This is a genomic window from Nostoc sp. 'Peltigera membranacea cyanobiont' 210A (assembly GCF_002246015.1).
Taxonomy (GTDB): domain Bacteria; phylum Cyanobacteriota; class Cyanobacteriia; order Cyanobacteriales; family Nostocaceae; genus Nostoc.
Genome location: NZ_NOLJ01000001.1, coordinates 1062538 through 1075101 on the forward strand (window position 1 = coordinate 1062538; position 12564 = coordinate 1075101).

The 12564-nt window shown below is 40.6% G+C and carries 10 protein-coding genes; 3 read left to right on the forward strand and 7 right to left on the reverse strand.

Annotation, left to right across the window (positions count from 1 at the left end):
- Entirely contained in the window at positions 1-720 is a 720-nt protein-coding gene (locus CDG76_RS04395) for a Crp/Fnr family transcriptional regulator (protein ID WP_012412419.1), read from the reverse strand.
- 525 nt (positions 721-1245) lie between these two features.
- Between CDG76_RS04395 and CDG76_RS04400 the strand changes: the two genes are divergently transcribed.
- Positions 1246-2100 (forward strand): DALR anticodon-binding domain-containing protein, encoded by an 855-nt coding sequence (locus CDG76_RS04400; RefSeq protein WP_190240754.1) that lies wholly within the window; start codon positions 1246-1248, stop codon positions 2098-2100.
- Positions 2101-2280: 180 nt separating this feature from the next.
- Here CDG76_RS04400 and CDG76_RS04405 read toward each other — a convergent pair whose 3' ends face one another.
- Together CDG76_RS04405 and CDG76_RS04410 are read right to left on the reverse strand one after the other, a co-directional pair.
- A complete protein-coding gene (locus CDG76_RS04405) occupies positions 2281-3132 on the reverse strand; it encodes a Cof-type HAD-IIB family hydrolase (protein WP_094347807.1) in 852 nt (283 codons plus the stop codon).
- A 320-nt stretch (positions 3133-3452) separates the two neighbouring features.
- Complete coding sequence (locus CDG76_RS04410) at positions 3453-4154, reverse strand: choice-of-anchor E domain-containing protein (protein WP_094347808.1); 702 nt, start codon at positions 4152-4154, stop codon at positions 3453-3455.
- Positions 4155-4706: 552 nt separating this feature from the next.
- On the opposite strand from CDG76_RS04410, the gene polA reads away from it, so the two are divergent.
- Together polA and CDG76_RS04420 are read left to right on the forward strand one after the other, a co-directional pair.
- Positions 4707-7649: a DNA polymerase I gene (polA, locus tag CDG76_RS04415; protein ID WP_094347809.1), complete on the forward strand. Its 2943-nt coding sequence runs from the start codon at positions 4707-4709 to the stop codon at positions 7647-7649.
- Between the two features lie 385 nt (positions 7650-8034).
- Complete coding sequence (locus CDG76_RS04420) at positions 8035-8961, forward strand: ABC transporter substrate-binding protein (protein WP_094347810.1); 927 nt, start codon at positions 8035-8037, stop codon at positions 8959-8961.
- A gap of 12 nt (positions 8962-8973) precedes the next feature.
- Here the strand turns inward: CDG76_RS04420 and CDG76_RS04425 are convergent, their stop codons facing one another.
- The 4 genes from CDG76_RS04425 to CDG76_RS04440 form a co-directional block, all read right to left on the reverse strand.
- Positions 8974-9411, reverse strand: coding sequence for a hypothetical protein (locus tag CDG76_RS04425; protein ID WP_094347811.1), 438 nt, complete (start codon positions 9409-9411; stop codon positions 8974-8976).
- Positions 9412-9693: 282 nt separating this feature from the next.
- Complete coding sequence (locus tag CDG76_RS04430) at positions 9694-10662, reverse strand: FTR1 family iron permease (RefSeq protein ID WP_094347812.1); 969 nt, start codon at positions 10660-10662, stop codon at positions 9694-9696.
- 118 nt (positions 10663-10780) lie between these two features.
- Positions 10781-11215 (reverse strand): ferritin-like domain-containing protein, encoded by a 435-nt coding sequence (locus CDG76_RS04435; protein ID WP_094347813.1) that lies wholly within the window; start codon positions 11213-11215, stop codon positions 10781-10783.
- 165 nt (positions 11216-11380) lie between these two features.
- Complete coding sequence (locus CDG76_RS04440) at positions 11381-12418, reverse strand: helix-hairpin-helix domain-containing protein (RefSeq protein ID WP_094347814.1); 1038 nt, start codon at positions 12416-12418, stop codon at positions 11381-11383.
- Between the last annotated feature and the right edge of the window lie 146 nt (positions 12419-12564).

Consider the following 12564-nt stretch of genomic DNA (forward strand, 5'->3'; position numbering starts at 1 on the left):
TTAACCAGCTCTATTAATCGACTCTGCTGGTAAGCAAATGAGATTATCCCCTTGAGTCAAGATTAAACCACGTTGACGTAGCTTACCCATCAAGCGGGTGACGGTGACACGAGTGGAACCAATCGCGCTACCAATTTGGGCATGAGTGAGGGGAAAGGGCAGACAATAACCGCGAATCACATCAGGATCAGTGTCGCTCATTGCTGGCTCTCCATATTCCTCAATTAACAATGTGAGAAATCCTAAGAGTCGGTCAATTGTGCGGCGTTGTCCCAAGGCACTCAGCCACAGCAGCTTACGCTGGTGCTGATACCTAAAGGCATCCATAACTTCGCGACGGAAGTGAGGCCAATTGTCTAAATCATGCCAGTACATCCACAGCACCGCAGTTTGATCGACATGGGCGTAAGCCTGGAGTGTGAATGGTGATTGGGCAACAATTTCAAAAGGCTGTCCCGCTCCCACAAAACCCAAGAACGCTTCTTCTGGAGTTCTGTTGATTCGTCGAGACGTTAGCTGACTGGCAGTCGCACTAACTTGGGCGGTTCCTACCATGCGGATCGCGCCCCTTTGCACCAAATACAGCAATCCAGGCCGGGCTGGAATGCGCTCATCTTTGCTAAAGGTGCGGCAGCGATAGTGTTCTTGAGCCCAGTCAAGAATGCGTTGCCAAGTCAAAAAAGGCCGTGATGCCTCAGAAAAGGAGGATGGAGATTGCATAGGTAACAAAGAGCGTTCGGCTGAAGACAAAGACGTAAATAAAAGGGTGCAAGGAGTGTCTTTGTGTTGACGAGGCAGGCTTAACGCCTAACAGCGCCAGCCAATCCAAAGAATAGAAAGCAAATTACTCTCTACTCTTTTGTTATACTTCCTACTGTACAATGGTGGTAGTAAAGTTTACTTACTATTCATCGATTATTCATCAAATTTTATCCTCTTCTCATTTTTCTTCATCTAAATTAAATTTATACCGCAAGATAGATGACATAAATGTAACAAATATATCTTACATGACTATTTAAATAATATTACGTGCATTATAAATTACCAGTTAGCAACTATACGTCAATCAAACAGCTATTATATAGTTATTTAATAAAATCACTAAGCATTGATACTTATAATACAGAAAACAGGTGCATAAAAGGGGAAAAAATTCCTCTATATAAAGGTAGAGATGACAGTAGAGTTTTCTATACCTCAGGTGTGTCTCTGCGACTATCAAAATCTCAGAATCGAAAAGCGATGGAGCTTGCCAGTGCGATCGCTTCAGATTTATCAGGGATTTGTGAGGACGTTTTTAGCATCCAAATAGTTCCCCCAGGTTGGATAAATTTTGAATTAACTCACTCAACCTTAGCGACTTGGTTACAAAGTCTCGTAGTCGGGAGTTCAGGGGCAGAGGGGGAGATGGGGGGCAGGGAGCAGGGAGCAGGGGGAGAAATCAATTCAAAATTCAAAATTCAAAATTCAAAATTAAATAACTTCTGCCTTCTGCCTCCTGCTGACGCTCGCGGACTCGCTAACGCTGCGCTATCCTGCCTCACTTCTCCTGTCGGAGACGCTGCGCGTAGCTTGCTTCCACGAAGTGGTACGACTACGCTCAGTGACCACCTGCCTCCTCTTTCCCAATCCCCAATGCCCAATTCATTGTTTGCTGTTGAATATGCTCATGCACGCTGCTGTTCGTTAGTGCTGCTGGCTCATCGAGAGGGGTTGATTAAACTTAGAGAACCGGTTCCAAATACTAGTCCAGCTTTTTGGGATATTATTTTTCCTAACCCCCTACCTTGGCTTAATTGCGACGGAATACTACGGCTAAATCACCCAGATGAGCGTCGTCTAATTGGCGAATTAATACAAGTGGTAGACAACATAGAGTGCCCTGATATTAGCGGTTCTGTGAAATGGGAAAAAGTAGCGCTGAATTTGAGCCAAGCTTTTGAAAAGTTTTGGTCTAATTGCCGGATTTGGGGTGAGATCAAAATTACATCACCAGAGCTAGCCCAAGCTAGACTCGGATTGCTCATGGCTACTCAGTCAGTATTAAGATTTGTCCTAGAGGAGAATCTGCGGGTTTTTGCGCCTTTGGAGTTATAAATCGGTAATGTCGCTTAGGCAAAAATAAAAACTTTTTATATAGCTATTGACTCAATGCACCACCTCGGATACATTAGCAGGTGTGTGAGGAGCGAACCAGCTAGGGCACCGAGACGAAACACGGCCAGTCGTCGGTGTCCTTTCTGATTTGTATGGGTTAGATTTTAAAAAATGCCTTCACTATAGCAAAAACTTTTCAATTGCTACTGCTGCCCCATCTTCTTCTACGCTAGGAGCTACCCACTTAGCGATCGCTTGCACTCCTGTTGGCGCGTTGCCCATAGCTACACCAAGTCCGGCATACTCCAGCATTTCCACATCATTGAAGTTATCGCCAATCGCCATAACGTTGGCTAACTGTAATCCCAGCAATTCTTCGGCTAGGTAACGTATGGCAGTACCCTTATTTACAGAGGCGTTAGTTGCTTCAAAAAAGGTAGCAACAGAGGTTGTCATATAAAGTTCAGCGGGTGTGTATTGGCGGCGCAAATTTCCTAATAGCTTATCGATTACGTCAGTGTCATCAGATAAAGCAAGAATTTTTGTCGGTTCATTCGTTAAGGCTTGACGCAAATCACCCACAGGAATCGCGATAATACCAGAACGTTCTGCATAAATTTTGGTTTCTCTGGTTAACTCACGAACGTATAGCTGATCGTTGATGTAAAAGTGAACAGATAGAAGCGATCGTAACTCCGGCTGTTCAAAATAGTCGAGTAACTGGTGGGCGATTTCTCTGGATACAACCCAATGGCGATGAATTTTTTGGCTGATTGGGTCTTGAATCCAGGCTCCTTGATAGGCCATTAATGGTAGCGTAGAGCCGATATCCTGGTGGAAGCGCAAAGCTGAACGATACATTCTACCTGTAGCGATCGCCACTTGAATTCCTCGTGCTTGCGCCGCAAAGATTGCTTGCTTTACAGGTTCGCTGATGTTATTAGAGTGTCCAGCGATCGTGCCATCTATATCCAAAACTAGTAGTTTAATGTCTTTTGCAGCAGCCTGATTGTCAGTAGATGCTTTCTGCATGATTTCCTAGATTTTAAGTTCCAGTAAGAGGTTAACAGGCTCTAGCGACCAGTGGGGAATAGTAGAAAAAATTGGCATCTCTAGTCAATCCAATTTCTTTACCATGAGGATGTTGACTTACACAATTTTAGATTTTAGATTGACCCCAGCGAGCAACACACTTGCTTTGAGGATTTTGGATTTACTTCAAAAGTCTTAAAAATTATGGCTAATAGCGCAATAAAAAACCCGATTCTCGAAAAAATCGGGTTTTTTAATTTTAATTAGAGAGCCTGGTTGATAGATAAGATAGAAAAAATCTACCTATTCAAGAAAGTCTATTAATTAAACATCTTGATCCAGCTTTTTTTGCGTTGTGACAACAAACAAAGCCCAGCAATTAAACCAATTCCAAGTGTGGCAGAGGATTCAGGTACTGCTTTAGCATCGTAGTCATAAGTTACTTTGATACCTGCTTTGGCATAAGTATCAATATAGGATCTCATGTTGCCCGAACCCGTAACTACTGAGTTGGCTAAAGCTGAGAACAAAAAGTCTATGTCGCCATTACCAGTCAAAGACTGCAAGAATTGGGTATTGGTGAAAGACTGAGTTGCAGATTGTGTGGCAGTTAAGTTAGAAATAGTCTTTCCAGAGGTGCCACTATAATCAGTCTTACCGTCATATTTAGCAGCTTGATAACTGGATATATCTTGTGGATTGAGCGCAAACAGAGACTGATTATTTAGTTTTAAGCTGAGTTGACTAGCAAGATTTACTGTCACCTGAGTCGGGGTTGGACTCTTGTTTTCAAAACCTGCATCTCCAAGTATGTCGCCAGTAAAACTTATCGTTACACCCTTGAGTGTACCCAGAGAGGAGTTAAATTTTTGGACGCTCAGAGGTGCATCAATGATATTTGTGAAATCGTAATTAGTGGAACTAGTGTAGGAGAGAGAAGCTGCATTAGCTGCTCCAGATGTTGCAACAATTCCTGCCAAGGTTGTGGCAGCAGCTAGAGTGTTGAATAGTTTTGTTGTCATGGATAAAAGATGCCTTTCTGAAACGAATCATTACGGGATTACTAACCTATTTCTAACTCTGAAACTTTGTTTGTAGTCTTGATGAATACACGTAACTTTATGTAAAGTTATTATGTTCAAATTCCTTCGATAAATAGGCTTTTTGATTGGTACATATAAAGTTTTATTAAGGCAAGAGGTTTTGATAGTGGTAATATTATGTCGAAATATTAAGCTAGTTTTTGTTGGTTCCTGAGATGTAAGCTAGGTCAACCTAATTAAATATAAAACGCTCAGGAGATAGATCCCCGGCTTCTGGTGATAAGTTGGGGATCTAGTTACTATCTGGTTACTATGCTTATACTCACGTACTTAATTGAGCTGGTATCTCTGCCAAAAGTTGGTTATACTTGCCTTCCGTACTAAAGTTGCAAATGCGTAAATATAAATTCGTCTAAAATCATACTCAAGAGCAATTGGTACGCAAAAACTGGGCTATTGTCGCCAAAGCCAAGTAGAACAAGCATCTGAAATTGCTAACTATGTGACAAAGCTTCTGGCTAAAATAGGGCTATGTCTGAAACTTTGACTTCTGCAACTGCAACACGCCCCACGTTCATCCTCGTAGATGGGCACTCGCTGGCTTATCGTTCATACTTTGCTTTCGCCAAAGGGCGAGATGGAGGACTGCGTACTAAAGCAGGGATTCCTACGAGTATATGTTTTGGTTTTGTGAAGTGTCTGCTGGAGGTAATGGCAACACAACAGCCTCAAGCAATGGCGATCGCTTTTGATTTGGCTGAGGCAACTTTTCGCCACGAAGCGGACGAGACTTATAAAGCCGATCGCCCGGAAACGCCAGAAGACTTTATTCCTGACTTAGAAAATCTCCATGAGTTGCTGAATGGCTTCAATCTACCCTTTTTCACTGCCCCTGGTTTTGAGGCTGATGATGTTTTGGGAACCTTAGCACAGCGAGTCACTGCGGCTGGTTATAGGGTGAAGATTCTCACTGGCGATCGCGATTTATTTCAACTAATCGACTCTGACAAAGAAATCACTGTTCTAAATTTTAGTCCCGATGCCCTAAAGCGCTCTACAAATAGCATCACGGAATTTGAAGCAGAACAAGTAAAAGAGAAGATGGGCGTTTTGCCTTCACAAATTGTTGATTTCAAAGCTCTTTGTGGTGATAAATCAGATAATATTCCTGGTGTCAAGGGAATTGGGGAAAAAACAGCAGTGCAACTGCTCAATACCTATGGTTCACTTGAGAATGTTTATGCTGCGTTAGATGAAATTAAAGGCGCAACTCAGAAAAAACTGGCAGCGGGTAAAGAAGATGCCGAGAAGTCTCGCTATTTGGCAACCATAGTTTTAGATGTTCCTATAGAATTTGATTTAGAAAAATGCAAATTAAAAGGGTTTGATACAAGCGTCTTATCACCAATTTTAGAAAAATTAGAATTTAAGTCTTTTTTAGGCAGGATAAACGACCTTCAGCAACGTTTTGGTGGGAAAATTGAAGAAAAGCAAGAAGCCAAAACAGAGGTAAGTAATCCCAATACTAACTTAGAATTCAACGCTGATGAAGATAATGATTTGTGGTTTTTCAGTGCTAGTGATACAGCCGCAGTTCCACAACAATCTACTTCTCCAATTACACCACACATCATAAACACCGAAGCCAAATTAACTGAGTTAGTGAAACTTTTGCAAAAATTCACTAATCCAGAAACACCCGTTGCTTGGGACACTGAAACTACCGCTTTAGAACCAAGAGATGCTGAATTAGTAGGAATTGGTTGTTGTTGGGGAACGGAACCAGATGAAGTAGCCTATATTCCTGTGGGGCACAAAACTGGGGAAAATTTGCATAAAGATTTGGCGCTAGAAGCATTACGCCCAATTCTCGAAAGTGCTGATTATCCCAAAGCTTTACAGAATGCCAAATTTGACCGCTTAGTTCTCAGGTGTCAAGGAATTAATTTGGCGGGTGTGGTGTTTGATCCCATGCTGGCAAGTTACATTCTAAATCCCGATTCAAGTCATAATTTGATGGATTTGTCGCAGCGATATTTGGGATTGACAGCTAAAAGTTATTTAGATTTAGTTCCTAAAGGCAAAACCATCGCTGATATAGATATTCCCGCCGTCGCAGATTACTGCGGGATGGATGCTTATTCTACCTTTGGTTTAGTGTCGAAATTGCGTAAAGAACTGGAGCAATTTCCAGCTTTGTCTAAACTATTAGTGGAAGTAGAGCAGCCACTAGAAGCTGTTTTAGCCCAAATGGAATATACAGGTGTTCGGATTAATTCAGCTTATTTACAAGAACTTTCGCAGCATTTAGAAACAGAGTTAGCCAGGTTAAAAGAGGAAGCAACTGAAATAGCTGGGGAAAATTTTAACTTGGGTTCTCCTAAGCAATTGAGCCAAATCTTGTTTGAAAAATTGGGGTTAAGTACTAGACATTCTCGTAAAATTCAAACAGGATTTTCTACAGACGCAGCAACTCTGGAAAGACTCCAAGAAGATGATAACACTGGGTTTGTTGAGGCGATTATTGAGTATCGCACCCTATCTAAATTAAAGTCTACTTATGTTGATGCATTACCTGCATTGGTGCGTCCAGATACCCAGCGGGTGCATACTGATTTTAATCAAGCAGCAACATCAACGGGTAGGTTATCTTCTTCTAATCCAAATTTACAAAATATCCCTATTCGTACAGCTTTTAGTCGCCAAATTCGGAAGGCATTTTTGCCTGAAGCTGGTTGGTTAATGGTGGCTGCTGATTACTCACAAATTGAACTGCGGATTTTAGCTCATTTGAGCCAAGAGCCGATATTAGTGCAAGCATATCAGCAAAATGAAGATGTTCACACTGTTACCGCACGATTAGTGTTTGAAAAAGAAAATATCACATCAGAAGAACGAGGGATGGCTAAAACTATCAATTTTGGTGTGATTTATGGGATGGGTTCTCTCAGGTTTTCGCGCTCAACTGGAATAGATAAAAACATTGCCAACGAGTTCATTAAGCGGTTTAATGAACGATATCCGAAAGTTTTTGCATATTTGGAGCGAGTGAAAAAAGAAGCGATCGCTCTTGGTTATGTAGAAACTATTTTCGGTCGCCGTCGTTATTTTGACTTTACTAATAACAGTTTACGTAAATTAAAAGGCAGTAATCCTGAAGATATCGATCTGAGCAAGTTGAAGAATTTGGGTGCTTTTGATGCGGGTTTATTACGCTCTGCGGCTAATGCACCAATTCAAGGTTCCAACGCTGATATTATCAAAATTGCAATGGTGAGATTGCATGAGGTTTTGAAAAACTATGAAGCGCGTTTGTTATTGCAAGTTCACGATGAATTAGTGTTTGAAATCCCCCCTAATGAGTGGGAAGAATTACAACTGCAAATTAAGTCGGTGATGGAAAATGCAGTGCAGTTGAGTGTGCCGTTGCTAGTAGATGCGCGTGTCGGTGACAATTGGATGGAGACGAAGTAAGTTTAACTGGAGATTGGAAAAATTACATTAATAATTGTCAAATTTTCTTCAAATTGGTAAAAAGCCAGCCTTTCTTTCTATTTACCACTACCTCGCAGGCCAAGCCATGTATTGATCGGGGAAGTTGAGCGTATGCTTCAAAGAAGAATTGGTCGTCGTAGATGTTCTGGGCCATGAAGGAACTGTTCGTGACGATCGGGCTTGGTGTGACGCTTAATTATAATTATTATACGTAAATTTGCCGTAGTATAATCTTTTCCTATATATAGATGGCGGTCAAGCCTCAAAAACGACTCATTTTCAGCGTGGTTTTCATTCTCTATCCCTTATTCAACAGGTGATATGGCTATGTTGTCACTAGTTAAGTCATATAAGGAATTTTAATATGCATCGTCGTTGGCTCTTATCTGCTTTAGCAATTTTGTTGAGTATAGTTTTAGTTGCTTGCACCACTGCAAATACTCAGCAACCACAAACCAAAGTGGAAAATACCACTGAGGTTACTAGTCCGAACTCTCAGCAATTACCAAAAGGATCGGCAAAAAGAGTTGTTGCTCTTTCTTCTCTTTCTGCTGATATCATCTCTCGACTCGATGAAACAAAAATTGTTGGAATCACTGGTAGTAAATTATTTAAGAATGACTCAAGATTCAAGGATATTCCCCGCGTTAGCGAAGGCCAAAGTCCGCCAAATTTAGAGAAAGTAGTAGCGCTAAAACCAGATTTAGTTATTGGTGCTGAAGGTTTTTCTAACATTCCAATTCAAAAAATTCGGCAGCTAGGAATTCAAACTTTGCTCACTAAGGTGAATAGCTGGGAATCTCTAGAAGAACTTACTAAAAAACTGGCTGGGTTAATTAATGCTGATCCTCAGCCTTTGTTAAATCGTTATAAAACTTTCTTGCCAGATAAGCCAACTCAGAGTCCTTCCACTCTAGCACTGGTTAGTCGTCAACCAATTTTAGCGCCGAACAAAAACAGTTGGGCAGGGGATTTGCTGGCGAAGTTCCAGGCGAAAAATATAGCAGGAGATTTACAAGGAAAAAGTCCAGTTGGTGGCTATGTGACGCTTTCTGCGGAGAAAGTTTTAGAAGCAAATCCAGAGGTGATAATTTTAGTTAATCCTCCACAAGGAAATTCGGAAGCGGCGCTTTTAGATTCTTTGAAAAAAGAAGCTTTTTGGCAGCAATTGCAAGCAACTAAAAATCACCGAGTCTATGTGTTTGATTATTTTGGTTTGGTGAATCCAGGTAGTATAGATGCAATTGAAAAGGCTTGTCAGCAGCTTAAGCAAGCGTTGCTTGCACCATAGGGCACATAGTAGCTATTTACAGTGTTGTTGAAGAAGAGATATAGCTAATTCAAAACTGTTAGGTTGAGTTTGGACTGCATAGGCTTCTTTTTCTAAATCTTGTCGTTTAACATCAGTATAGCGTCTAAAAAATGGTCGAGCATAATTGCTTGGTTGAATGTCTAAACCTAAAGCTTTTATTTTTCCTTTTCCGGCACATACCTGGGCTGCATGAACAGTTTCATGGATTAGTGTTTGAGTTCCAATATGTAATTCAAACACTACGGGATTAATCCAGATTTTTTTGTCAGTTTCTCTTAGTAACCCATAAGCTCCTCGCTTTGGTGGTAGCGCAATGATTACCTGAAACCCTTTTTTTTCTAATTTATTTTTTAAATCTAAAAATTTTGCTTCTTGATTGGGTATTTGAGAAAGTAACAGTAAGGAATTTAATATAAAAATTTTGCTCATTTCCTTTTTTGATTATCCCAATTCAATTAATGATTGCAACACATTCTTGGCTAAAGACGCGATGAATCGCGTCTCTACAAATAATTGAATTGTTGCATTGTTTTTTTTAAAATTGGTATTAATTGAATACAAATGTTTTCAATTACAATGGCAAAAATATTAACTGTGACTTTAACTAAGGCAGCTACTTCTGAATTGACATTAGCGTAGCTATCCTAAAGGTGATTCCCAGTCATAGACTGGGAATACGGGAGACTGCAAACGAGGTAACTGACTTTGCTTTTAATCTTTTGCAGAACTAATTGGTTTTTGACCAAAAGGGACACTCTTTTTACCTTCAGAAGAAGCACTCCCAAGGCTGCGGAAATACAGTCCTCCAATGGTGAGTAAAAATCCTACGTATCCCACTGCTTGCACAAGATAGAGATTGTCTCTATAGCCAAATAAAGATTTGAGAATAATGCCAGGAAACTGTTCGTCAGGTAAGATTGTGGAAGTATTGGAAACCATTGGCCCCAAAATACAGGAGTGGACTTTAGTAAAGCGTTCGTAATAAAAACAAAGATTTTCTGTGGCACGACTGCTCAGGGCAAGATTCCCTACGGCTTCGTCAAAGTGTTTCAAAGCTGAAACTACCAACCCAGCGACAATCAACACTAATAAAACGCCCATTACCTGGAAAAACTGGCGGATGTTAATTTTGACACCCCATTTAAATAGCAGCACTCCAATAGCAGTTGCCGCTACCAAACCAGCAATAGCACCCAAGGCTGGCATTAATCCCTGTTGAAAATTAGCTGCAACGAAGAGAACAGTTTCAAAGCCTTCGCGGACAACGGCAATTAAAATTAAAGTAAAAACACCCCAGCCAGCATTTGAGTTTTGTGTCAGCGCTTCTGTTACTGCTCCCTCAACTGTAGCTTTCATGAATCTGGCTTGTTTAGTCATCCAGATTAGCATCCAACTGAGCATTGCGATCGCTAATACACTAAACACACCTTCTAGCGCTGGCTCAACTACGGTGGTGTATTGAGGATTCGCTGCTCCCAGTACTTGAATTACCCAACTGAATAGCACACCTATTAAGGCACTGACGACAATGCCAACGCCGACACCAGCATATACCCAAGAATTGAGTCGAGATTGTTTGGCTTTTTTCAGCAAAGCTAGCACAATGCCAACAACAAGGGCAGCTTCCACTCCTTCTCGAAGTGTTATTACAAAAGTAGGTAGAGCAGTACTAAAATTCATCTTTTGTCCTTTGTCTTTTGTCCTTTGTCATTAGTCCTTTGTCTTTTGTCAGTTGTCCTTTGAATTTTTTTGACTAATAACCAATGACTAATGACTAATGACTAAGGACTAATGACTATTAGCTAAAATCGCGTAGCATCTTTTTCAGTTCGAGATTATGCATCTCTTCTTGTCCAATCATACCGCGAGCGAATTCTTCAAGGTAAATGCTGGCATTGGTGACAGTTTCGAGCAATGTTTTATACAGTTCCAATGCCTTTTTTTCATGGGATAAGCTTTCTTCCAAGATATCCTTGACTTTATGCTGGTAGGTTTCTTCCATTGGGGCGATTTTCAGGGAGGGATGCCCATCTAAACCGGTGAGAATTTCTCCCACTTGTTCGGCATGAAGTAAAGATTCACTTGCCTGCGCTTTGAAAAAAGCCACAATTGGAATACGGTTAGGGCCAGTTACCATCAAAGAATAATGTGTGTAGCGCACTACCCCTGCTAGTTCAAATTCCATGATGGCGTTCAGCAGGTCAATAGTCTTTTTATGGTCAAGTTCTTGCATCAGTTGTTAGTTAAAGTAACGAAGGGAGTGTAATTAGTTAGGAGTGAGGAGTTGGAAGTTAAGAGTTAGTAGTTTGAGATTCATAACTCATAATTCATAACTCCTAACTCTTAACTTCTAACTATTTTAAACTCCTTAACCTATACTTCCCATTAAATTAAAGTGTTATCGCTGTGCTTGGGTATTGGATTTGTCAACCACTTTTTGAGAGTTTTCCTCAATGGTTTTCACCAGTTTGGTAACATCATTAGGTGTTTTGACTGCTTTTGCTGGTGGGATGGCGGCGGGCCAAACTTTTATTAGTTCAGTAAAACTAGTGTCGATCGCTTTGTGTGCTTCGGGATCTGCTTGAGCTACTTGACTAGAAATTCCTTTGTATAATTCATTGGCGTAAAAGACAAAACCACGGGAGTCTTGATACTCAATTGGCGCGGCTACTTTACCATTTGCGATCGCCGCACCATATTCGGAGTTGGCTGAATCTAGTAGTTCGTTAATTACCTGTAGCACAAATCCTGGTTTTGAGCGTTGAGCTTCTGGCAAAGCTGCGATCGCTCCATCAACTGCTTGCACTGAAGAGGTAAAATTAGTTTTAACTTTGCTATCTTTCGGACTAGATTTCACTAAATCTTGCAAACTTACCAAAGTTGTCTTAAATTCTTTGACTTTGCGCTCATTTAATTGTTCTTCTACATCAACGTAAATCTCCTCAACTGGATGCCCAATATGAGGTTCTGCCTGTTTCGGCTGATTCTGATCCAGAAGTTCTCGTGCTACTAAAAGATGCCCTTTCATTAAGCCTAATTTAGACATATAGTCAACATCTTTTGCCTCACCTGCGAGTACCACTTCCTGAACACCAACTTGATCCTTAATTTGGTCGAACTGTTCTTGAGTAATTACTTTTTTAGTAACTAAATCTTCTGGGCTACCATAAGGACGACTTGCCTGGATTTTGTTCGATAAAGCCGGAACACCTAGTTTGGCTTCAAACTTATCCAATTCTGACAATATAGCAGTGTTAATGTTAATTTTTTCTTTGCCACCGTGACCACTATGACTGCTATTACTTACTGCCTCTGTGGCTGGAGGGCTAGTAACTGGTGCTGATGGATTTTCTGCGGTTGGTGTACCACTACAGGAACTCAAGCTAACTATTACAGCTGCTGCTGCTGTTAAACAGATATAACGAAGTTTTATCATCTTTTCTCCTCACAGAACTTTAAAGGTATTAATTGAAACATTTCAAACTATTACTAGAAAGTAGTTTGTTTGACAGATTGTCATAGATTTTACTGTTGCATATAATGCGATTTTTTATCAACTACTTACCTAAACTTTAATAAATT

Coding starts and splice junctions, on each gene's coding strand:
- CDG76_RS04395 (WP_012412419.1), bottom strand. CDS start 720: ATGCAATCTCCATCCTCCTTTTCTGAGGCATCACGGCCTTTTTTGACT.
- CDG76_RS04400 (WP_190240754.1), top strand. CDS start 1,246: ATGGAGCTTGCCAGTGCGATCGCTTCAGATTTATCAGGGATTTGTGAG.
- CDG76_RS04405 (WP_094347807.1), bottom strand. CDS start 3,132: ATGCAGAAAGCATCTACTGACAATCAGGCTGCTGCAAAAGACATTAAA.
- CDG76_RS04410 (WP_094347808.1), bottom strand. CDS start 4,154: ATGACAACAAAACTATTCAACACTCTAGCTGCTGCCACAACCTTGGCA.
- polA (WP_094347809.1), top strand. CDS start 4,707: ATGTCTGAAACTTTGACTTCTGCAACTGCAACACGCCCCACGTTCATC.
- CDG76_RS04420 (WP_094347810.1), top strand. CDS start 8,035: ATGCATCGTCGTTGGCTCTTATCTGCTTTAGCAATTTTGTTGAGTATA.
- CDG76_RS04425 (WP_094347811.1), bottom strand. CDS start 9,411: ATGAGCAAAATTTTTATATTAAATTCCTTACTGTTACTTTCTCAAATA.
- CDG76_RS04430 (WP_094347812.1), bottom strand. CDS start 10,662: ATGAATTTTAGTACTGCTCTACCTACTTTTGTAATAACACTTCGAGAA.
- CDG76_RS04435 (WP_094347813.1), bottom strand. CDS start 11,215: ATGCAAGAACTTGACCATAAAAAGACTATTGACCTGCTGAACGCCATC.
- CDG76_RS04440 (WP_094347814.1), bottom strand. CDS start 12,418: ATGATAAAACTTCGTTATATCTGTTTAACAGCAGCAGCAGCTGTAATA.